Here is a 16,923-nt window from a genome sequence, read left to right on the forward strand (position 1 = left end):
CATTGAAGCGCCACGGGGGCTCTGCGATCATGGCATGCCATGAATAATACCGCCCCCCTCCCCCACACACGCTTCGCGCCCTACCGCGAGGAAGTCTGCAGCGAAGACGACGTCAAGCACCTCGTCCACACCTTTTATGCGGCCGCGCGCGATGACGCCATGCTGGGCCCCATCTTTGCCGCCGAGGTCAAGGATTGGGATGCCCATCTGGCAACTCTGGTCGATTTCTGGTCAGGCTTGCTGCGCGGCACCATGCGCTACCACGGCAAGCCGCTGGCCCAGCACGCGAACATGGAAAACCTGACGCCGTGCATGTTCCGCCGCTGGCTGACCCTGTTTTTTGCGACGACCGAGAGCATGGGCAACCCGGCCCTGCAAGAGAAAGCCGATACCATCGCCTTGAATATCGCCGAACGGCTCTGGAAAAGCTTTGCGGAAAGCCACGCCATCGTGGCGCCGCAGCTTTAGAATCGCTCGTAGCCTTGCAGATAGCGCCATTGCCCCACGGGCATGGCGCCCATCGAAATACGGCCGATGCGCAAGCGCTTCATGGCGACGACGTCCAGCCCCACCATCTTGCACATATGGGCGATCTGACCCGGCTGCACGTTTTTCAGGGCGAAGCGCAAGCGCGTTTCATTTTGCCAGCTGACCTTGATCGGCGGCAAAGGCTTGCCATTGAAGGGCAAGCCGTGATTCAGCAGCGCCAGGCCGTTCTCCATGATGTCGCCCGACACTTCCACGATGAATTCCTGCTCCACCGTTTTCGCTTCGTCGACCAGCTTGCGGGCGACGCGGAAATCCTGCGTAAACACCAGCAAGCCGGATGCCATGGTTTCCAGTGGATTGGTGATCGTCAGTCCAATCAGATGGCGCTTGAGGAAGCGCGTGACGGAACTGGGCGCCACATTTTCCGGAGTGAAAATCTCTTCGGGACGCAAACAGCTCAATGCCGGCTTGCCTTCGCTGCCCACGCCGCCGTTGATCCCGGCCGGCTTGTGCAGCAAGATCGTCACGGGCGGCATTTCGTCGAGGGTGGCGTTCGGCAGCAGCACCACCGCCTGATTGTCGGCCACGCGCGCGCCCGACTCTTCCACCAGCACGCCATCGACCGTAACCCAGCCGCCCTCGATATACAGCTCGGCCTCGCGGCGCGAACAGGGTACGTCTTCAGACAGGCGCTTGGCCAGGCGGACGGTGGGCATTTCGTGTGGTGTGGTCATGGGGAGGCGCAAAAAGCAAGAGGAGGAGAAAGCCGGTATTGTAACCGACCCGCTCCTCCCCTTTTGTTGACGTTGTTGCTGATTGCCTGGTGATTGTCGGATTACGCGCTTGCGCGCTAATCCGACCTACGCGGCCTGCGCGGCGGTCGCGAATATGGTAGGTTGGATTAACGGAACGCGTAATCCAACAAGTCAGGCCGTCGCCTTGGCCAATTCCTCGGCAAAGAAGCGGTGCCCCATCTCTTCCAGGCCCAAGGTCTGCAGTACTTCCTGCAGGCGCTCCGTCGGACGCTGGCGCGGCAAGTTTTTATAACTGGCGATGATCAGTTCATTCTTCATCGAATGCTCCCAGCCCACCAGTTCCGTCACGCTGACCTGGTAGCCATGCGCTTCCAGCTGCAGACAGCGCAGCACGTTGGTGATCTGGCTGCCGAACTCGCGCGTGTGCAGCGGGTGGCGCCACAGTTCCGTCAAGACGTTCTTGCCCAGGCTCTTGCCCTTGTTCTTCTTCAGCACGGACGCCACTTCCGCCTGGCAACACGGCACCAGCACCATAAATTTCGCCTTCTTTTTCAAGGCAAAGTGGATCGCGTCATCGGTGGCCGTGTTGCACGCATGCAAGGCCGTGACGATGTCGATCTGCTGCGGCAGCAAGTTCGACTCCGTCGATTCGGCCACGGACAGCGGTAAAAACGACATGCCGGGGAATTTGAATTTCTTCGCCAGCTCTTGCGAGCGCTGCACCAGCTCTTCGCGCGTCTCGATGCCGTAGATGTGCGAACCGTCGTTGCCGTTCTTGAAGAACAGGTCGTACAGGATGAAGCCGAGATACGACTTGCCTGCGCCATGGTCGACCAGCGACACGCCGGGGTGGTCGAGCTGCACTTCGCGCAGCAGCGGTTCGATGAACTGCGTCAGGTGGTACACCTGCTTGAGCTTGCGGCGGCTGTCCTGGTTCATCTTGCCGTCGCGCGTCAGGATGTGCAATTCCTGCAGCAAGGCGACCGACTGGCCATCCTTGATCTCGGGCATGTTGCTGGCGGCCGTGATGACGTCTTTCGGCGCAGCGACTGCGGTGGCGGCGGCTGCCGCGCCCTTAGCGCGCTTCATCGATCCACGCCATCTGTATCGCTTCGAGCACTTTTTCGCCGCCGCGCGAGTGGTCATCGTCGAAGCCGTCCAGTTCCACCACCCAGTTATGCAGGTCGGTGAAACGCACGGTCAGCGGGTCGATGTCAGGATGCGTGTCGAACAACGCTTCGGCGATCGCGGTGATGTCGGACCATTTCATGTTAGTGACTGCCTTCGCTGACCTGGTTGATCGTGTATTTCGGGATTTCGACGACGAGGTCGGCGTCGGCCACGATGGACTGGCACGACAGGCGCGACACGGCTTCCAGGCCCCAGGCCTTGTCCAGCATGTCTTCTTCCAGTTCCGTCGCTTCGTTCAAGGACTCGATGCCTTCACGCACCAGCACGTGGCACGTGGTGCAGGCGCACGATTTTTCGCAGGCGTGCTCGATGTCGATGTCGTTTTCCAGCAGGATGTCACAGATGGACTTGCCGGCAGGGGCTTCGATGACGGCGCCGTCCGGGCAAAGCTTGGCGTGCGGCAGGATAACGATTTGTGGCATGGTTTCTTCTTTCAGTCTGTCATTCGGAGCGCGGCCGCCGCAGTCTATGCTCGCGGCGGCGCGCTGTTCAATTAGTCTTGTACGACCTGGTCCAGCGATTTGCCCGTGAGAGCCGTGCGCACACTGCGGTCCATGCGGCGCGAGGCGAAATCCTCGGTGCCGTCGGCCAGCGCCTCGATCGCCAGTTTTAATGCCTGGTGGTCGATGGCGCCGCTTTGCGATTGGGCTATGGCGTCGCGCACGCGCTGCATCAAGGCGTCGACGGTGGCGCGCTCGGCGTCATCGAGCAAGCCGCCGTCTTCATCCAGCGCCGACTGCGTGGCCAGCAGGATGCGTTCCGCTTCCACCTGCTCTTCGCGCAGCGCGCGCGCCACCATGTCGATGTCGGCCGACGTGTACGAATCTTGCAGCATGCGGGCGATGTCGTCGTCACCCAGGCCATACGCGGGCTTGACGCTGATCGACGCTTCCACGCCCGAGCGCAGTTCGCGCGCCGAGACGGACAGCAAGCCATCCGCATCGACCTGATACGTGATGCGGATGCGCGCAGCACCCGCCACCATCGGCGGAATGCCGCGCAGCTCAAAGCGCGCCAGCGAGCGGCAATCGCTCACCAGTTCGCGCTCGCCCTGCAGCACGTGCACGGCCAGCGCCGTCTGGCCATCTTTAAACGTCGTGAATTCCTGCGCACGCGCGCACGGGATCGTCGAATTGCGCGGGATGATCTTTTCCACCAGGCCGCCCATGGTTTCGATACCGAGCGACAGCGGAATGACGTCCAGCAGCAGCCAGTCGTCGCCGGCGGCGCGGTTGCCGGCCAGCAAGTTCGCCTGGATGGCGGCGCCCAGCGCCACCACTTTATCCGGGTCGATATTCGCGTGCGGCGTCGTGTGGAAGAATTCGCTCACGGCGCGCTGCACGTGAGGCATGCGCGTGGCGCCACCCACCATCACCACGCCGTCGACGTCGTCAGCATCCACGTTCGCGTCGCGCAAGGCTTTCTTGATGGCGTTCATGGTCTTGGCCACCAGGTGCTGCGTCATGGCGGCAAAGTCGGCTGCCGTGATGCGCAGGTGGATTTCTTCGTCCGAGTTCAGCTTGGCGTCGATCATCGTTTCCGACTTGGTCGACAGCGTTTCCTTGATTTCGCGCGCCTTCACCATCAGGATGGCCGTGTCTTCATCGGACAGCGGCGCCAGCTTGGCATGTTCGCTGATCCAGCAGAACAGGCGGCGGTCGAAATCGTCGCCGCCCAGGGCCGAATCGCCGCCCGTGGACAAGACTTCAAAGACGCCCTTGCTCAGCTTCAGGATCGAGATGTCGAAGGTGCCGCCGCCCAGGTCATACACGGCGTACACGCCTTCGGAGGCGTTGTCGAGGCCATACGCGATGGCGGCGGCCGTCGGCTCGCTCAAGAGGCGCAAGACATTGATGCCGGCCAGCTGCGCCGCATCTTTCGTTGCCTGGCGCTGCGCGTCGTCAAAATAGGCCGGCACGGTGATGACGGCGCCGACCAGGTCGTCGCCCAAGGAATCCTCCGCGCGCTGGCGCAGGGTGGCGAGGATTTGCGCCGACACTTCGACCGGGCTTTTCACGCCGGCCACGGTTTTCAGCTGCACCATGCCAGGCGTATCCTGGAAGTCGTAGGGCAGGTTTTCCGCGTAAGCGATGTCGGCCAGGCCGCGGCCCATGAAGCGTTTCACGGAAACGATGGTGTTCTTCGGGTCGGTGGTTTGCGCGGACAGGGCCTTGTAGCCGATGTTCGCGTGGCCGTTCGGCAGGTAGCGCACGACGGAAGGCAGCAGGGAGCGCCCGTCTTCGTCGTTGAGCACCTCGGGAATGCTGTTGCGGACGGTGGCGACCAGGGAATTGGTGGTACCCAGATCGATGCCGACGGCCAGGCGGTGCTGGTGCGGCGCGGTCGACATGCCTGGTTCGGAAATTTGCAGAAGTGCCATTGTATTCGTGCCTCGATTAATTTTGTGCGTGGTGCTGCTGATGCCTGTCGCGCATTATAAGACGCGCGCCAGACTGGCGCTTGGCACGCCGGTCAAGCTATCCGGAGATCAGGCTTCGATCGCCTCATAGGCAAAACGGACTTCCTCGCCGAATTTGTCGAGGAACATCAGGGCGCGCACGCTTTGCGCTGCATTCACATAGTCGGCGGCGTCGAGCTGGGCCGCCACCTGGGCCAGCAAGGCCTTGCGTTCGCCGCGCAGCTGGCGGTCCAGGGCGTCGAGCGCGTCGGCATCCTTGCCCGCACGCGCGTCGCCCAGCTCTTCGCGCCATTCCATCTGCTGCATCAGGAAGCTGACCGGCATGGCCGTGTTCGACTCCGTCTGCAGGTCGACGCCATGGAGTTCGCACAGGTATTGCGCGCGCTTTTGCGGGCTTTTCAGGGTTTGGTAGGCTTCATTGGCGCGCGTGGCCCATTGCATCGCCACGCGCTTTTCAGCGCTGCTGGCGTTGATGAAGCGGTCCGGGTGGACCTTGCCCTGCACGTCGCGGTAGGCCGCATCGAGCGCGCTCATGTCGAGCCCGAACTGCGCCGGCAACTGGAATAATTCGAAGTGATTTTGCATAATGGTCAGTGGTCGCTGTACCGCAATCGATGGGTACAGCGCACCGACCGGGGTCTTGCCAGCTGTTTAAATCCTGAAGGACTCGCCGCAGCCGCAGGCGTCTTTTTCGTTCGGATTGTGGAACTTGAAGCCTTCGTTCAAGCCTTCGCGCGCGAAATCGAGTTCCGTGCCGTCGATGTAAGGCAAGCTTTTCGGATCGACGAAGACTTTCACGCCGTGCGATTCAAAGACGCTGTCTTCGGCCGCCGCTTCATCGACATATTCCAGCTTGTAGGCCAGGCCCGAGCAGCCCGTGGTACGCACGCCAAAGCGCAAACCCATGCCCTTGCCGCGCCGTTCGATATAACGGTTGATGTGTTTCGCCGCTTTTTCGGTCAGTGTGATCATGTATTTCTCCGCAACGGCCCCGGCCTTGCGGCTGGGGCGGGCTGCCAACGTTTAAGCTGCTACTGGATGGCGGGTCTGGTAATCCAGCACTGCCGCCTTGATGGCGTCTTCCGCCAGGATGGAGCAGTGGATCTTCACTGGCGGCAGGGCCAGTTCTTCGGCGATCTGCGTATTCTTGATGGCCAGTGCCTGGTCCAGGGTCTTGCCCTTGACCCATTCGGTCACCAGCGAGCTCGACGCGATGGCCGAACCGCAGCCGTAGGTCTTGAATTTCGCATCTTCGATCAGGCCATCGGCGCCGACCTTGATCTGCAGTTTCATCACGTCGCCGCAGGCAGGCGCGCCGACCATGCCGGTGCCGATGGTTTCATCACCCTTGTCGAAAGCGCCCACGTTGCGCGGGTTTTCGTAGTGATCGAGTACTTTGTCCGAGTAAGCCATTTTGATGCTCCTTTAATATTCTTGCCGGCCCCGTTCAAGGGGCCACGGTGTTGGTTAGTGGGCTGCCCATTGAATCGAATTGATATCGATTCCGTCCTTGAACATGTCCCACAGCGGCGACAGTTCGCGCAGCTTGTGTACTTTCGATTTCAGCAGGTTCACGGCGAAGTCGATGTCTTCCTCGGTCGAGAAGCGGCCGATGGTGAAGCGGATCGAGCTGTGCGCCAGTTCGTCGCTGCGGCCCAGGGCGCGCAGCACGTACGATGGCTCCAGGCTGGCCGAGGTGCAGGCCGAACCGGACGACACGGCGATATCCTTGATCGCCATGATCAGCGACTCGCCTTCGACGTAGTTGAAACTCACGTTCAGGTTGTGCGGCACGCGGTGGTCCATGTCGCCGTTGATGTAGACTTCTTCGATCTCTTGCAAGCCCTTGGCCAGGCGGTCGCGCAAGGCCAGGATGCGGCCGATTTCGCTGTCCATTTCTTCCTTGGCGATACGGAACGCTTCGCCCATGCCGACGATCTGGTGCGTTGGCAGGGTGCCCGAGCGCAGGCCGCGCTCATGGCCGCCACCGTGCATCTGCGCTTCCAGGCGCACGCGCGGCTTGCGGCAGACGTACAGGGCGCCCACGCCTTTCGGGCCGTAGGTTTTGTGCGCCGTGAAGGTCATCAGGTCGACCTTGGTCTTTTGCAGGTCGATGACGACCTTGCCCGTCGCTTGCGCGGCGTCGCAATGGAAGATGATGCCTTTCGAGCGGCAGAATACGCCGATCTCGTCGATCGGCTGGATCACGCCGATTTCGTTGTTCACCAGCATGACCGACACGAGGATGGTGTCCGGGCGCACGGCCGCGGCCAGCTGCTCGACGGTGATCAGGCCGTTGTCTTGCGGTTCCAGGTACGTCGCTTCAAAACCGATGCGTTCCAGTTCGCGCACCGTGTCGAGCACCGATTTGTGCTCGGTCTTGACGGTGATGATGTGCTTGCCCTTGGTCTTGTAGAACTGCGCCGCGCCCTTGATGGCCAGGTTGTTGCTTTCCGTCGCGCCGGAGGTCCAGATGATTTCGCGCGGATCGGCGTTCACCAGGGCCGCCACGTGGCCGCGCGCCTCTTCCACGGCTTTTTCCGCCGTCCAGCCATACATGTGGCTGCGCGATGCCGGATTGCCGAACTGCTCGCGCAGGTAGGGAATCATCTTGTCGGCGACGCGGGGATCGATCGGCGTGGTGGCCGAGTAATCCATGTAGATCGGGAAATGCGGTGCGGTTTCAAAGTGCACTTGGCCTACGTTTTTTTCTGGGGCGTTCATCAATAACTCCTGCAATCAGCAACTTGGTATTTTGTATTTATCAACCGATGGCGGCCTGGTTACGGTGCATCACCATCACGCTTTGTTCGGCATTCTTTTGTCTCTGCTGGTCGACCAGGTCCTGCAAGGACACAGAATCCAGATAATCGACCATTTTTTCGTTGAGTGTGGACCACAATTCATGCGTCATGCAGCGCGCACCCGTGGCCGCGTCAGCGCCGTGGCAATGTTCCTTGCCGCCGCACTGCGTGGCGTCCAGCGGTTCGTCGACGGCGATGATGATGTCGGCCACCGTCACTTTGTCGGCACGGCGCGCCAGGCTGTAGCCGCCGCCGGGACCGCGGATCGATTCGACGATCTCATGGCGGCGCAGCTTGCCGAACAGCTGTTCCAGGTAGGACAGGGAAATCGACTGGCGCTGGCTAATGCCGGACAAGGTGACCGGCCCCTTGCCCTGGCGCAGGGCAAGATCGATCATCGCAGTCACGGCAAAACGACCTTTTGTAGTCAGACGCATACATCCTCGGCTCAACTGTTCAATAACTGGTTTAAAATATTGCGGCTTTTCAACTTCTCAAACCCTGAGTAGTTGAATGATTTAGTCAAGTATAACAAATTCGGCGGGGTTTGTCAGAGCGCCCCTCGATGACCACAGGGCTGGCAGGGGCATAGCCGGCCGCGCCAGGCGCGGCGGCATCAGGAAAACAACAGTACCGCTCAAGCACGTAAAGCGCTGCGTACTTTCATCAGTTCAAAACCCAGCAGGTTCAAGCCGTCCCAGGTGGCGGGATCCAGGATGCGCGAATTGTCCGACGCCAGGCCCACGCCCCAGATGCGGTCGACGGGACTGGCTTCGACGATGACGCGTTCGCCCGTGCCCAGCAGAAACTTGCGCAGCGCGGCCTTTTGCGAGAACTTGGCAAAGTTGCCATCGAAGACGATGCCGGCGCGCGCCGCCTCCCACACCTTGGCGTCGAAGTTCGCCACTTCGCGCCCCAGTTTTTTGACTTCCGAGGGTCGCCCGGCCGCCACGATGCGCGCCTGCACGGCCGTGTCGCCAAACAGGGCCGCCTTTTGCGCCATCATGTAGTGCTCGGCCGTCGCATACGTCACGCCGGCCAGGCTGAATGGCGACGGGAACCACTGGCTGAAGCAGCTTTTGTCGGGCACCTGCGGCTGGGCCGGCGTGTGGCCCCAGAAATACAGATAGTCGGGCACGCCGCCCGCCGCGATCCACGCCTTCAATTCTTCCACGTTACTGATTTGCATATTCCCCGCATTTCCGCCAGACAGGCGATCATTCAAGCTCAAGCACGCAATAGCTGCATCGGACCAAACAAGGCCTGCATGTCACGATTGCCGATAAAGGACAGATTATACGGATGTTCCGCCGTCACCTGCGGCAGCATTGCCGCCACCGGCAGACGTTTGATGAGTTCGGCAATCTTGCCCCACAGCACCAGCTGCGGCGCGGCCGCCCCGCCCTGGCGCGCCAGCGCTTCGAGCACCACCTGCAGGAAGGGCAGCCAGCCGCGCGCATCCTGCACGGGCGGCACGTGAGCACGGAACACCAGCGCCGCGTTGAGCAGCAAGAAGCCCTGCTCCGTCATCTTGCGCTGCAGGTCGGGCAGGGTCTGGATCACGCCGCTGCCGGCTTGCAGCGCGGCGGCCGCCACGGGCGCCATGGCCGCGCCGGACGTGTCGCCGTCCTGCAACTGGCCATCGGCCACCAGCAGCATTTTCATGAAGTTGCGCAGGGACGTGGCGCGGTTGACGGGCTTCGACAGCCCCGTCGCCGACCACAGACTGCCGACGGCGCCATCCATGAAGCACACGCCCGTGGCGCTGTCGGCGCGCGGATACGGCCCCTCGCCCACCAGCACGTGACGCACCTGCGCCAGCGGCAGGGCAAAGGCGGCGAACAGCCGGCCCTGCGTAGGCAGGTAATCGTCGACGGCCAGCGCCGGCAGATAGGCGGGATCGGCCGCCATCACGGCCTGCAAGCCGCGCAGCAGGATGGGACGCCAGGAAGCGTGCGCCAGGGACAGGGCATCGGTGATGCTGGCAGGAACGGTGGTTGCGGTCATGAGGCGTGAAGTATTTGGGCAAACGCAAATTGTAGCGCACCGATACGCCTGCGTTGTTGAATGGGCACCATTCCCACATTCCATAGCAATACCAATAGCGCAACAACCGTATCAAAAATTGCACGCCACCTGCGCCAAGCGAGGCCGGCAATGCTAGACTGGGCTCCTTGGAACTTGAACCACATCAAGAAATAGTGCTTGCCGGCTTCTTCGATCCACTAACGCTCATTGCGCTTGGGCAAGTTCTCAACACACTGCCCCGTCCATGCCCTGTCCCTGCCTCACACGATTGCGCGCCGCGATACGCCTGCCCTGCCTGAGTTTTCTGCTATGGCTATGCTGCAACGCCCCCGTCCATGCGCAAGACCCGGCGCAGACCAGCGCACCGCGTTTTGCGCCAAGGCAAGTGCTGGTACTGTATTCGCTGGGCAGCGATGCCTCCTCGCAGTGGCAAACGCTGATCCACAAGGGCATGAGCGTTGAACTGGCCAACGAGAACTGGCACGTCGCGCCCGGCATCTATGAGGAGCGGCTCGATTCCGTGCGCGTGGGCGAACAGCCTGCCGTCGCCGGACTGGAAACCTATCTGCAAACCAAGTACAGGATGGTGCAGTTCGACGCCATCATCACGGAAAACTACCTGGCGGCACAGTTCCTGAGCCAGCATCCGCAGCTGTTTCCCGGCGTGCCCCGCTACTATGTGAATCAGGGGCGGCAGGACTGGACGCCTGCCGACGGCATCAATCTCGATGTGCGCCACGATTTCGGCAAGGCCATCGCCGTCATGCTGCAAGTGACGCCAGGACTACGCCATATCGCCGTCGTCGGCGATGGCAGCGCACGCGGCCAGGCGTGGATCGCCGCCATCCGCGCCGCCATTGCGCCCTACCAGGATCGTCTCAAGGCTGATTTCTGGGATCACCTGAGCCAGGAAGAGTTATGGCGCCGCAGCGGCACGCTGGGACCGGGCAGCGCCATCTACCTGCTGCCCGTGTATCGCGACATGCTGGGGCAGCGCACCACGCCGCCCGCCATGGCGCGCGACCTGGCCTCGCGCAGCGCCGTGCCCATTTTCACCAGCGTGGAATCGCTGATCGTGCCCGGCGTGGTGGGCGGCTATGTCATCAGCGGGGAGAAAGTGGGGCGCACCATTGCGCGCATCCTGCTGGGCAGGACGCCCGACGCGGACGGCATGCAGGCAACTATCTTCGACGATGCCGCGGTACAGCGTTTCGGCCTGCGCAACCTGCCCGACGAGGCGCGCATCCTGAACCGGCCACAGGGAGTATGGGCGCAATATCACTGGCAGATCATCGCCGGGCTGTCGCTGATCGCGCTGCAAGCGGCGCTGATCACGGCCCTGCTGCTGGCCCGGCGCAGCCGCCGCGCCAGCGTGGCGGCGCTGCATGCGGAGCGTGACATGCTCGAGGAACGGGTCTTGCAGCGCACCCTGGAACTGCTGGTGGCCAATTCCCGGCTGGAGCAGCAAGCCACGACCGACCCGCTCACGGGCCTGGGGAACCGCCGCATGATGACCCTGCGGCTGACGGAGGAGCTTGAGCGCGCCCAGCGCTTCGGCCACACGCTGTCGCTGCTGATGATCGATATCGACCACTTCAAGCGCATCAATGACGGCCATGGCCACGACGCGGGAGACCGCGCCATCGCTGCCGTCGCGCAAGTGCTGCGCAGCTTCACGCGGGGCATGGATACGGCGGCGCGCTTCGGGGGCGAGGAATTCGTGCTGCTGATGCCGGAGACGCCGTTGCCAGTGGCGCTGGAAGCGGCCGAGCGCCTGCGCCTGGCGGCAGCCGGCTTGCGCGTGGAATGCGATGACGGCCAACTGGTCAGCCTGACCATCAGCATCGGCGTGACATCCAGCACGCCGCAATCGACCGCAGCAAGCAGGCAGGAAGCGGACAACTTGACCGATCTGCTGATCCGCGCCGACCAGGCCCTGTACCGCGCCAAACATGGCGGACGGGACAGGGTTGAATGGAGCTGAACCTGCTCCCCTTATTGAGCTGATGCCCTATTCGGCGTCAGGCTGCTGCGACGGATGGGCGGCCGCAAACGCCGGCAAGCCGGCACAATGCGCGTGGATGCGCGCCACGCGCGGATACGGCGCCAGGTCGATGGCGAAACGCTGCGCATTGAACACTTGCGGCACCAGGCAGCAGTCGGCCATCGTCGGGCTGACGCCATGGCAAAACAGGCCCGTGCCGGCCGGATCGCCCTGCGCCAGCAGCGCTTCGACGGCCGCCAGTCCCTCGGCCATCCAGTGGCGGTACCACTCCTGCTTGGCCTCGTCCGACAGGCCCAGCGTGTTTTTCAGGTATTTCAACACGCGCAGATTCGTCAGCGGATGGGCGTCGCAGGCGATCGCCAGCGCCAGCGCGCGCACGCGGGCGCGTCCCAGCGCGTCCGTCGGCAGCAGCGGCACGTCAGGGCGCGTCTCGTCCAGATACTCGAGCATGGCCAGCGACTGCGTCAGGATGGCGCCGTCGTCATCGAGCGCCGGCACCAGCGCCGACGGGTTGACGGCGCGGTAGGCCGGCAGCAGTTGCTGGCCGCCATCCTGCAGCAGATGCACGGGGATGCTGTCGTAGGCGATGCCCTTGAGATTCAAGGCAATGCGCACGCGGTAGGCGGCCGAACTGCGAAAGTAGGTGTACAGCTTCATGCTCATGGCGGGGCGTCCTTTCAGGCGCGGCCGGCGTACAGCGCGACCGTCTGCTCGATGCTGCCGAAGATGCTGGCGCCGGCCGCGTCGCGCATTTCGATGCGCACCGTGTCGCCGAACTGCAGGTACGCCGTCTTGGGCGCGCCGTGTTCGATGGTTTCATACATGCGCACCTCGGCAAGGCAGCAGTAGCCCACGCCGCCATTTTCGATGCTGGAACCGAACAGGTTGCCCTGCTTGTTCGACACGGTGCCGGAGCCAACGATGCTGCCGGCGCCCAGTTCGCGCGTCCTGGCCGCATGGGCGACGAGCTGGGCAAAATTGAAGGTCATGTCTTCGCCCGCATTCGGCTTGCCGAAAGGCTTGTCGTTCAGGTCCACCAGCAGCGGCAAATGCAGCTTGCTGTCGGCCCAGTGGCCTTCAAGTTCATCGGGCGTGACGGCGACGGGCGAAAACGCGCTGGCCGCCTTCGACTGGAAGAAACCGAAACCCTTGGCCAGCTCGCCCGGAATCAGGTTGCGCAGAGATACATCGTTGACCAACATCACCAGGCGAATCGCTTGCGCCGCGTCGTCCACGCTGGCGCCCATGGCCACGTCGCCCGTAATCACCGCCACTTCCGCTTCCAGGTCGATGCCCCACTCTTCCGACAGGGCGAAGATCGGGTCGCGCGGGCCGATGAAACTGTCCGAGCCGCCCTGGTACATCAGCGGGTCCGTGTAGAACGAGGCCGGCACTTCCGCGTTGCGCGCCTTGCGCACCAGTTCCACATGGTTGATGTAGGCGGAACCGTCGGCCCACTGGTAGGCGCGCGGTAGCGGCGAGTGGCACAGCTTGGCATCAAACGGCTGCGCATCCGGCGCCTGGCCCGCGTTCAGGTCGGCGTAAGCCTGCTCCAGTTTCGGCGCCACGGCGTCCCAGTTGTCGAGTGCCGCCTGCAGGGTGGGAGCGATGGCGGCCACGCGCTGGTACTGGCGCAGGTCGCGGCTGACGAGGATCAGGGCGCCGTCGCGGCTGCCGTTTTTCAGGGTTGCGAATTTCATGGTGTTCCTTGTCCGGTGTGTGTTTCAGAGAGTGTTGGTGCGGGACGCTCAGGCGTCGGCCGGCGCGTGCATCCAGGCGGCGTGCTTGGGCGCGCGGCGCGTCTGCGACCATTCTTCCAGCATTTCCCATTTGACGGCGTCCAGTTTGGCCATCATCTCGGGCGTGCCCACGTTGGCCGCCAGTTCCAGGCGGTGGCCGTTCGGGTCGAAGAAGTAAATCGACTGGAAGATGGCGTGGTTGACGGGGCCCAGCACCTCGATGCCAGCGGCTACCAGGCGCTCCTTGGCCGCCAGCAATTCCTCCATGCTGCCCACTTCCAGCGCCAGGTGCTGCACCCAGGCCGGGGTATTGCGGTCGCGGTCCATCGGCGGCTGCGTCGGCAATTCAAAAAAGGCCAGCACATTGCCCTGGCCCGCGTCGAGGAAGACGTGCATGTACGGGTCCGGCGCCTTGGTCGACGGCACCAGGTCTTCGGCGATGGCGAGGACGAAATTCATGTTCAAATGCTTGACGTACCACTCGACGGTTTTCTTCGCGTCGATGCAGCGGTAGGCGACGTGGTGGATTTGCTTGATTTTCATGTGCTTGTCTCCAATGGATGGCGCCCGAGGCGCAATGGCTGGCCTGTTTTTCAGCTTTTCACCATTAGAATCGAGTTACAGCTATCATACAAACAATTTTTAACCATTGATTTATCGGATTATCTTATGAGTCCCAGCCTGCGACAGATGCGCGCCTTCGTGGCCCTGGCCAAGACCGGCAGTTTTACCCTGGCCGCCGAATACCTGCACGTGACGCAATCGGCCTTGAGCGGCTTGATCAAGGAACTCGAAAGCGTGCTGGGCGTGCGCGTGGTCGAGCGCAGCACGCGCAAGACGCAGCTGTCGGAAATCGGCCGCGAACTGTATCCGCTGTTTGAAAAGATGATCGAGGACCTCGACGGCGCCATGGCCGGCATCGCCCAGCGCAAGGCGCTGAAAACGGGCATGGTGCGCATCGCCGCGCCGCAGATGATGGCGTGCACCCTGCTGCCGGAAGTGATTGCCGCCTACCGCCAGGCGCACCCGGAGGTGCAGCTGCGTCTGGTCGACTGCCCCGTGGAGAATGTGTCGGCGCGCGTCTTCAGCGGCGAAGTCGATTTCGGTATCGGCCCCGAACGCGACCCGACGGCGGAAATTGCCGCGCAAGTGCTGTTCGAAATGCCCTTCGTGCTGGTCTTCCCCGAGCAGCACCCGCTGCAGCAGAAAGAGCGCGTCACCTGGGCCGACGTGGGCGACTACCCGTTCATCTCGCTGCAGGGCCAGTTCACGGAACGCCTGCTGCGCGACATGCACGGCAGCTTCCGCGAGCTGTCGCTCAATCCCTACAACGAGGTGACCTTCATGACGACGGCGCTGGCCATGGTCAGCGCCAACCTGGGCATCACGGTCTGCCTGCCGTACGCGGAACCGATGGTCAAGCTATACAAATTGCACATGCGCGCCCTGCACGAGCCGGAACTGACGCGGCGCTTTTTCGTCTACACGAAGACGGGGCGTTCGCTGTCGCCGGCCGCCGAAAGCTTCATGGCCTTCCTGTTCCAGTTCGTCGAGACGCACGAGTGGAACGTGGGAGCGGGCGGCCCCGCTGCCCGCGACGCGCTGCCGGCCGGCGGCCCCGCTGGCGCCGCTTTATAATAGGGTACCGCCCCTTGCCGCCAACGCCATGACCCAGCCTGACCAGCACGCCCTGTCCGCCACCGACGCCGCCACCATCGCCATCAACCAGCGCATGAACAAATTCGACGGCCATGCACAGGTCTGGCTGTTCGGCTACGGCTCGCTGATCTACAAGGCGGACTTCCCCTATATTGAACGGCGCCCCGCCAGCATCGCCGGCTGGACGCGGCGCTTCTGGCAAGGCTCGCACGATCATCGGGGCACGCCGATGGCGCCGGGCCGGGTCGCCACCATCGTGCCGCAGGCGGGCGCCGTGTGCGACGGCATGGCTTATCTGATCACGCCCGAAGTCTTCGCCCACCTCGACCACCGCGAAAAGAACGGCTATTTGCGCCTGGCCACCGACATCACCTTCGACGATGGCGGCAAGGTCGAAGGCCTGGTGTACATCGCCAACGAGGAAAACGCCGCCTTCCTCGGCGCCGCGCCGGAACTCGATATCGCGCGCCAGATCGCCCGATCAAACGGCCCCAGCGGCCCGAACAGCGAATACCTGCTGCACCTGGCCAGCGCCCTGCGCGAACTGGGCAAGAGCGATCCGCATGTCTTTGCCATCGAGCAACATCTGGCGCAGTTCCAGACAGCTGCCCGGGACAGCGCCGCAACGTCCCCCTGCGGCATCAGCGCTGGCGCTGCTTTAACTTAAAACAAATCCAGCTGCCCCGCATTGCCCCCTTTTGCCGAGTTCCCCAGCGGCGGCACCACCAGCGGGCGGCGGAACTGCGTGCAATCGAGCTGTTTGAAGCGGCCACCCTTGCCGTGCAGCCCCAGCCGGTCCACGGCTTTTTCAAAGCGCTGGCGGATGAGGTCGGCCCACACGCCTTCGCCCCGCATGCGCGTGCCGAACGCGCTGTCGTAATCCTTGCCGCCGCGCATTTCACGCACGCGATTCATCACGCGCTGGGCCCGCTCCGGGAAGTGCGCTTCCAGCCATTGCTGGAACAGGGGGCTCACTTCCCACGGCAGGCGCAGCACCACGTAATGGGCGTGGATGGCGCCCGCGTCGCGCACGGCTTCGAGCAGCTGCTCGATTTCCGGCTCCGTCACAAAGGGAATGATGGGCGCGATGCTCACGCCCACGGGGATGCCCGCCTCCGTCAGGGTGCGGATGGTGCGCAGGCGCCGCGCCGGGGCGGCCGCGCGCGGTTCCAGCGTGCGCGCGATGGCCGGGTCGAGCGTGGTGACGGTCACGGCCACGGCTGCCAGGCGCTTGGCCGCCATGGGTGCCAGAATGTCGATGTCGCGTTCGATCAGCGACGATTTCGTGATCAGCGCCACGGGATGCTCGCACTCGTGCAACACTTCCAGCACGCGCCGCGTCAGTTGCCGTTCGCGTTCGCACGGCTGATACGCATCGGTATTGACGCCCACGGCGATCGGCTCGGGCACATAGGACGGCTTGGCCAGTTCGCGCCGCAACAGTTCGGGGGCATTCACCTTGGCATAGATGCGGCTTTCGAAGTCCAGGCCCGGTGACAGGCCCAGATAGCTGTGCGTGGGACGGGCAAAGCAGTAAATGCAGCCATGTTCGCAGCCGCGATATGGATTCAGCGACACATTGAAGGGCAAATCGGGCGAAGCATTGCGCGTGAGGATGGTGCGCGCCTGCTCATCGCTGACCTGCGTTTTCCAGGTCGGCGCCGCTTCCTCCCCATCTGCCGCATCCAGGCCGCCCACGCTCCAGCCATCATCGAAACCGGCGCGGGCGTGCACTTCGTAGCGCCCCTGCAGGTTCGACACGGCACCGCGCCCCTTGTGGGCTTTCAGCGATTGCGGCGGCAACATGGCTTGCCCGGCGTAGCTGTCATCGTGC

The 16,923-nt window shown here is 63.1% G+C and carries 20 protein-coding genes; 4 read left to right on the forward strand and 16 right to left on the reverse strand.

Annotation, left to right across the window (positions count from 1 at the left end; genetic code table 11):
• The first annotated feature begins 39 nt into the window (after nucleotides 1-39).
• Nucleotides 40-468, forward strand: a complete 429-nt coding sequence (locus CLU91_RS08520) for a group III truncated hemoglobin (RefSeq protein ID WP_100873809.1) — start codon at nucleotides 40-42, stop codon at nucleotides 466-468.
• On the opposite strand, the gene CLU91_RS08525 is transcribed toward CLU91_RS08520, so the two are convergent.
• The 12 genes from CLU91_RS08525 to CLU91_RS08580 all read right to left on the reverse strand — a co-directional run bounded on the left by CLU91_RS08525 (nucleotide 465) and on the right by CLU91_RS08580 (nucleotide 9,665).
• Nucleotides 465-1,223: an rRNA pseudouridine synthase gene (locus CLU91_RS08525; protein ID WP_100873810.1), complete on the reverse strand. Its 759-nt coding sequence runs from the start codon at nucleotides 1,221-1,223 to the stop codon at nucleotides 465-467. The genes CLU91_RS08520 and CLU91_RS08525 overlap by 4 nt on opposite strands.
• Before the next feature lie 192 nt (nucleotides 1,224-1,415).
• The gene (locus CLU91_RS08530; protein WP_100873811.1) at nucleotides 1,416-2,333 is read right to left on the reverse strand and encodes a class I SAM-dependent methyltransferase; all 918 of its coding nucleotides are present in this window, start codon (nucleotides 2,331-2,333) and stop codon (nucleotides 1,416-1,418) included.
• The gene (gene iscX, locus CLU91_RS08535) at nucleotides 2,320-2,514 is read right to left on the reverse strand and encodes a Fe-S cluster assembly protein IscX (RefSeq protein WP_100873812.1); all 195 of its coding nucleotides are present in this window, start codon (nucleotides 2,512-2,514) and stop codon (nucleotides 2,320-2,322) included. The genes CLU91_RS08530 and iscX overlap by 14 nt, the downstream gene beginning before the upstream one ends.
• 1 nt (nucleotide 2,515) lies before the next feature.
• Entirely contained in the window at nucleotides 2,516-2,857 is a 342-nt protein-coding gene (gene fdx / locus CLU91_RS08540) for an ISC system 2Fe-2S type ferredoxin (protein WP_035820570.1), read from the reverse strand.
• Between the two features lie 71 nt (nucleotides 2,858-2,928).
• The gene (gene hscA, locus CLU91_RS08545) at nucleotides 2,929-4,815 is read right to left on the reverse strand and encodes a Fe-S protein assembly chaperone HscA (protein WP_100873813.1); all 1,887 of its coding nucleotides are present in this window, start codon (nucleotides 4,813-4,815) and stop codon (nucleotides 2,929-2,931) included.
• Between the two features lie 108 nt (nucleotides 4,816-4,923).
• Nucleotides 4,924-5,439, reverse strand: a complete 516-nt coding sequence (gene hscB / locus CLU91_RS08550) for a Fe-S protein assembly co-chaperone HscB (protein ID WP_100873814.1) — start codon at nucleotides 5,437-5,439, stop codon at nucleotides 4,924-4,926.
• A 66-nt stretch (nucleotides 5,440-5,505) separates the two neighbouring features.
• Nucleotides 5,506-5,826 (reverse strand): iron-sulfur cluster assembly protein IscA, encoded by a 321-nt coding sequence (iscA, locus tag CLU91_RS08555; RefSeq protein ID WP_034750079.1) that lies wholly within the window; start codon nucleotides 5,824-5,826, stop codon nucleotides 5,506-5,508.
• A gap of 51 nt (nucleotides 5,827-5,877) precedes the next feature.
• Nucleotides 5,878-6,267 carry a Fe-S cluster assembly scaffold IscU gene (iscU, locus tag CLU91_RS08560; protein ID WP_076567031.1) on the reverse strand — a complete coding sequence of 130 codons (390 nt, stop codon included), beginning with the start codon at nucleotides 6,265-6,267 and terminating at the stop codon, nucleotides 5,878-5,880.
• 54 nt (nucleotides 6,268-6,321) lie between these two features.
• Nucleotides 6,322-7,578: an IscS subfamily cysteine desulfurase gene (locus CLU91_RS08565; RefSeq protein ID WP_035820576.1), complete on the reverse strand. Its 1,257-nt coding sequence runs from the start codon at nucleotides 7,576-7,578 to the stop codon at nucleotides 6,322-6,324.
• A 40-nt stretch (nucleotides 7,579-7,618) separates the two neighbouring features.
• Entirely contained in the window at nucleotides 7,619-8,095 is a 477-nt protein-coding gene (gene iscR, locus CLU91_RS08570) for a Fe-S cluster assembly transcriptional regulator IscR (RefSeq protein ID WP_092710141.1), read from the reverse strand.
• Nucleotides 8,096-8,295: 200 nt separating this feature from the next.
• Nucleotides 8,296-8,847 (reverse strand): NADAR family protein, encoded by a 552-nt coding sequence (locus CLU91_RS08575; protein WP_100873815.1) that lies wholly within the window; start codon nucleotides 8,845-8,847, stop codon nucleotides 8,296-8,298.
• A 38-nt stretch (nucleotides 8,848-8,885) separates the two neighbouring features.
• The gene (locus tag CLU91_RS08580) at nucleotides 8,886-9,665 is read right to left on the reverse strand and encodes a uracil-DNA glycosylase (RefSeq protein ID WP_100873816.1); all 780 of its coding nucleotides are present in this window, start codon (nucleotides 9,663-9,665) and stop codon (nucleotides 8,886-8,888) included.
• A gap of 265 nt (nucleotides 9,666-9,930) precedes the next feature.
• Between CLU91_RS08580 and CLU91_RS08585 the strand changes: the two genes are divergently transcribed.
• Nucleotides 9,931-11,670: a GGDEF domain-containing protein gene (locus tag CLU91_RS08585; protein WP_100873817.1), complete on the forward strand. Its 1,740-nt coding sequence runs from the start codon at nucleotides 9,931-9,933 to the stop codon at nucleotides 11,668-11,670.
• A 27-nt stretch (nucleotides 11,671-11,697) separates the two neighbouring features.
• On the opposite strand, the gene maiA is transcribed toward CLU91_RS08585, so the two are convergent.
• The 3 genes from maiA to CLU91_RS08600 are packed head-to-tail and all read right to left on the reverse strand — an operon-like array spanning nucleotide 11,698 to nucleotide 13,973.
• Nucleotides 11,698-12,348: a maleylacetoacetate isomerase gene (gene maiA, locus CLU91_RS08590; RefSeq protein WP_100876639.1), complete on the reverse strand. Its 651-nt coding sequence runs from the start codon at nucleotides 12,346-12,348 to the stop codon at nucleotides 11,698-11,700.
• Nucleotides 12,349-12,368: 20 nt separating this feature from the next.
• Nucleotides 12,369-13,391 carry a fumarylacetoacetate hydrolase family protein gene (locus tag CLU91_RS08595; RefSeq protein ID WP_100873818.1) on the reverse strand — a complete coding sequence of 341 codons (1,023 nt, stop codon included), beginning with the start codon at nucleotides 13,389-13,391 and terminating at the stop codon, nucleotides 12,369-12,371.
• A 48-nt stretch (nucleotides 13,392-13,439) separates the two neighbouring features.
• Nucleotides 13,440-13,973, reverse strand: a complete 534-nt coding sequence (locus CLU91_RS08600) for a VOC family protein (protein WP_070311278.1) — start codon at nucleotides 13,971-13,973, stop codon at nucleotides 13,440-13,442.
• 126 nt (nucleotides 13,974-14,099) lie between these two features.
• Between CLU91_RS08600 and CLU91_RS08605 the strand changes: the two genes are divergently transcribed.
• Entirely contained in the window at nucleotides 14,100-15,068 is a 969-nt protein-coding gene (locus CLU91_RS08605; RefSeq protein WP_100873819.1) for a LysR family transcriptional regulator, read from the forward strand.
• A 28-nt stretch (nucleotides 15,069-15,096) separates the two neighbouring features.
• Nucleotides 15,097-15,756 carry a gamma-glutamylcyclotransferase gene (locus tag CLU91_RS08610; protein WP_100873820.1) on the forward strand — a complete coding sequence of 220 codons (660 nt, stop codon included), beginning with the start codon at nucleotides 15,097-15,099 and terminating at the stop codon, nucleotides 15,754-15,756.
• On the opposite strand, the gene CLU91_RS08615 is transcribed toward CLU91_RS08610, so the two are convergent.
• Nucleotides 15,753-16,895, reverse strand: a complete 1,143-nt coding sequence (locus CLU91_RS08615) for a PA0069 family radical SAM protein (protein ID WP_100876640.1) — start codon at nucleotides 16,893-16,895, stop codon at nucleotides 15,753-15,755. The genes CLU91_RS08610 and CLU91_RS08615 overlap by 4 nt on opposite strands.
• Nucleotides 16,896-16,923 lie beyond the last annotated feature (28 nt).

Source organism: Janthinobacterium sp. 64, assembly GCF_002813325.1.
Classification (GTDB): Bacteria; Pseudomonadota; Gammaproteobacteria; order Burkholderiales; family Burkholderiaceae_D; genus Janthinobacterium.

Bases quoted from the DNA above. Each gene is read 5' to 3' on its own strand.
- CLU91_RS08600 (WP_070311278.1), bottom strand. From the start codon at position 13,973: ATGAAAATCAAGCAAATCCACCACGTCGCCTACCGCTGCATCGACGCG.
- fdx (WP_035820570.1), bottom strand. From the start codon at position 2,857: ATGCCACAAATCGTTATCCTGCCGCACGCCAAGCTTTGCCCGGACGGC.
- CLU91_RS08605 (WP_100873819.1), top strand. From the start codon at position 14,100: ATGAGTCCCAGCCTGCGACAGATGCGCGCCTTCGTGGCCCTGGCCAAG.
- CLU91_RS08615 (WP_100876640.1), bottom strand. From the start codon at position 16,895: ATGTTGCCGCCGCAATCGCTGAAAGCCCACAAGGGGCGCGGTGCCGTG.
- maiA (WP_100876639.1), bottom strand. From the start codon at position 12,348: ATGAAGCTGTACACCTACTTTCGCAGTTCGGCCGCCTACCGCGTGCGC.
- iscX (WP_100873812.1), bottom strand. From the start codon at position 2,514: ATGAAATGGTCCGACATCACCGCGATCGCCGAAGCGTTGTTCGACACG.
- hscA (WP_100873813.1), bottom strand. From the start codon at position 4,815: ATGGCACTTCTGCAAATTTCCGAACCAGGCATGTCGACCGCGCCGCAC.
- CLU91_RS08585 (WP_100873817.1), top strand. From the start codon at position 9,931: ATGCCCTGTCCCTGCCTCACACGATTGCGCGCCGCGATACGCCTGCCC.
- CLU91_RS08525 (WP_100873810.1), bottom strand. From the start codon at position 1,223: ATGACCACACCACACGAAATGCCCACCGTCCGCCTGGCCAAGCGCCTG.
- CLU91_RS08575 (WP_100873815.1), bottom strand. From the start codon at position 8,847: ATGCAAATCAGTAACGTGGAAGAATTGAAGGCGTGGATCGCGGCGGGC.
- CLU91_RS08580 (WP_100873816.1), bottom strand. From the start codon at position 9,665: ATGACCGCAACCACCGTTCCTGCCAGCATCACCGATGCCCTGTCCCTG.
- iscR (WP_092710141.1), bottom strand. From the start codon at position 8,095: ATGCGTCTGACTACAAAAGGTCGTTTTGCCGTGACTGCGATGATCGAT.
- CLU91_RS08565 (WP_035820576.1), bottom strand. From the start codon at position 7,578: ATGAACGCCCCAGAAAAAAACGTAGGCCAAGTGCACTTTGAAACCGCA.
- iscU (WP_076567031.1), bottom strand. From the start codon at position 6,267: ATGGCTTACTCGGACAAAGTACTCGATCACTACGAAAACCCGCGCAAC.
- CLU91_RS08595 (WP_100873818.1), bottom strand. From the start codon at position 13,391: ATGAAATTCGCAACCCTGAAAAACGGCAGCCGCGACGGCGCCCTGATC.
- CLU91_RS08520 (WP_100873809.1), top strand. From the start codon at position 40: ATGAATAATACCGCCCCCCTCCCCCACACACGCTTCGCGCCCTACCGC.
- hscB (WP_100873814.1), bottom strand. From the start codon at position 5,439: ATGCAAAATCACTTCGAATTATTCCAGTTGCCGGCGCAGTTCGGGCTC.
- CLU91_RS08530 (WP_100873811.1), bottom strand. From the start codon at position 2,333: ATGAAGCGCGCTAAGGGCGCGGCAGCCGCCGCCACCGCAGTCGCTGCG.
- iscA (WP_034750079.1), bottom strand. From the start codon at position 5,826: ATGATCACACTGACCGAAAAAGCGGCGAAACACATCAACCGTTATATC.
- CLU91_RS08610 (WP_100873820.1), top strand. From the start codon at position 15,097: ATGACCCAGCCTGACCAGCACGCCCTGTCCGCCACCGACGCCGCCACC.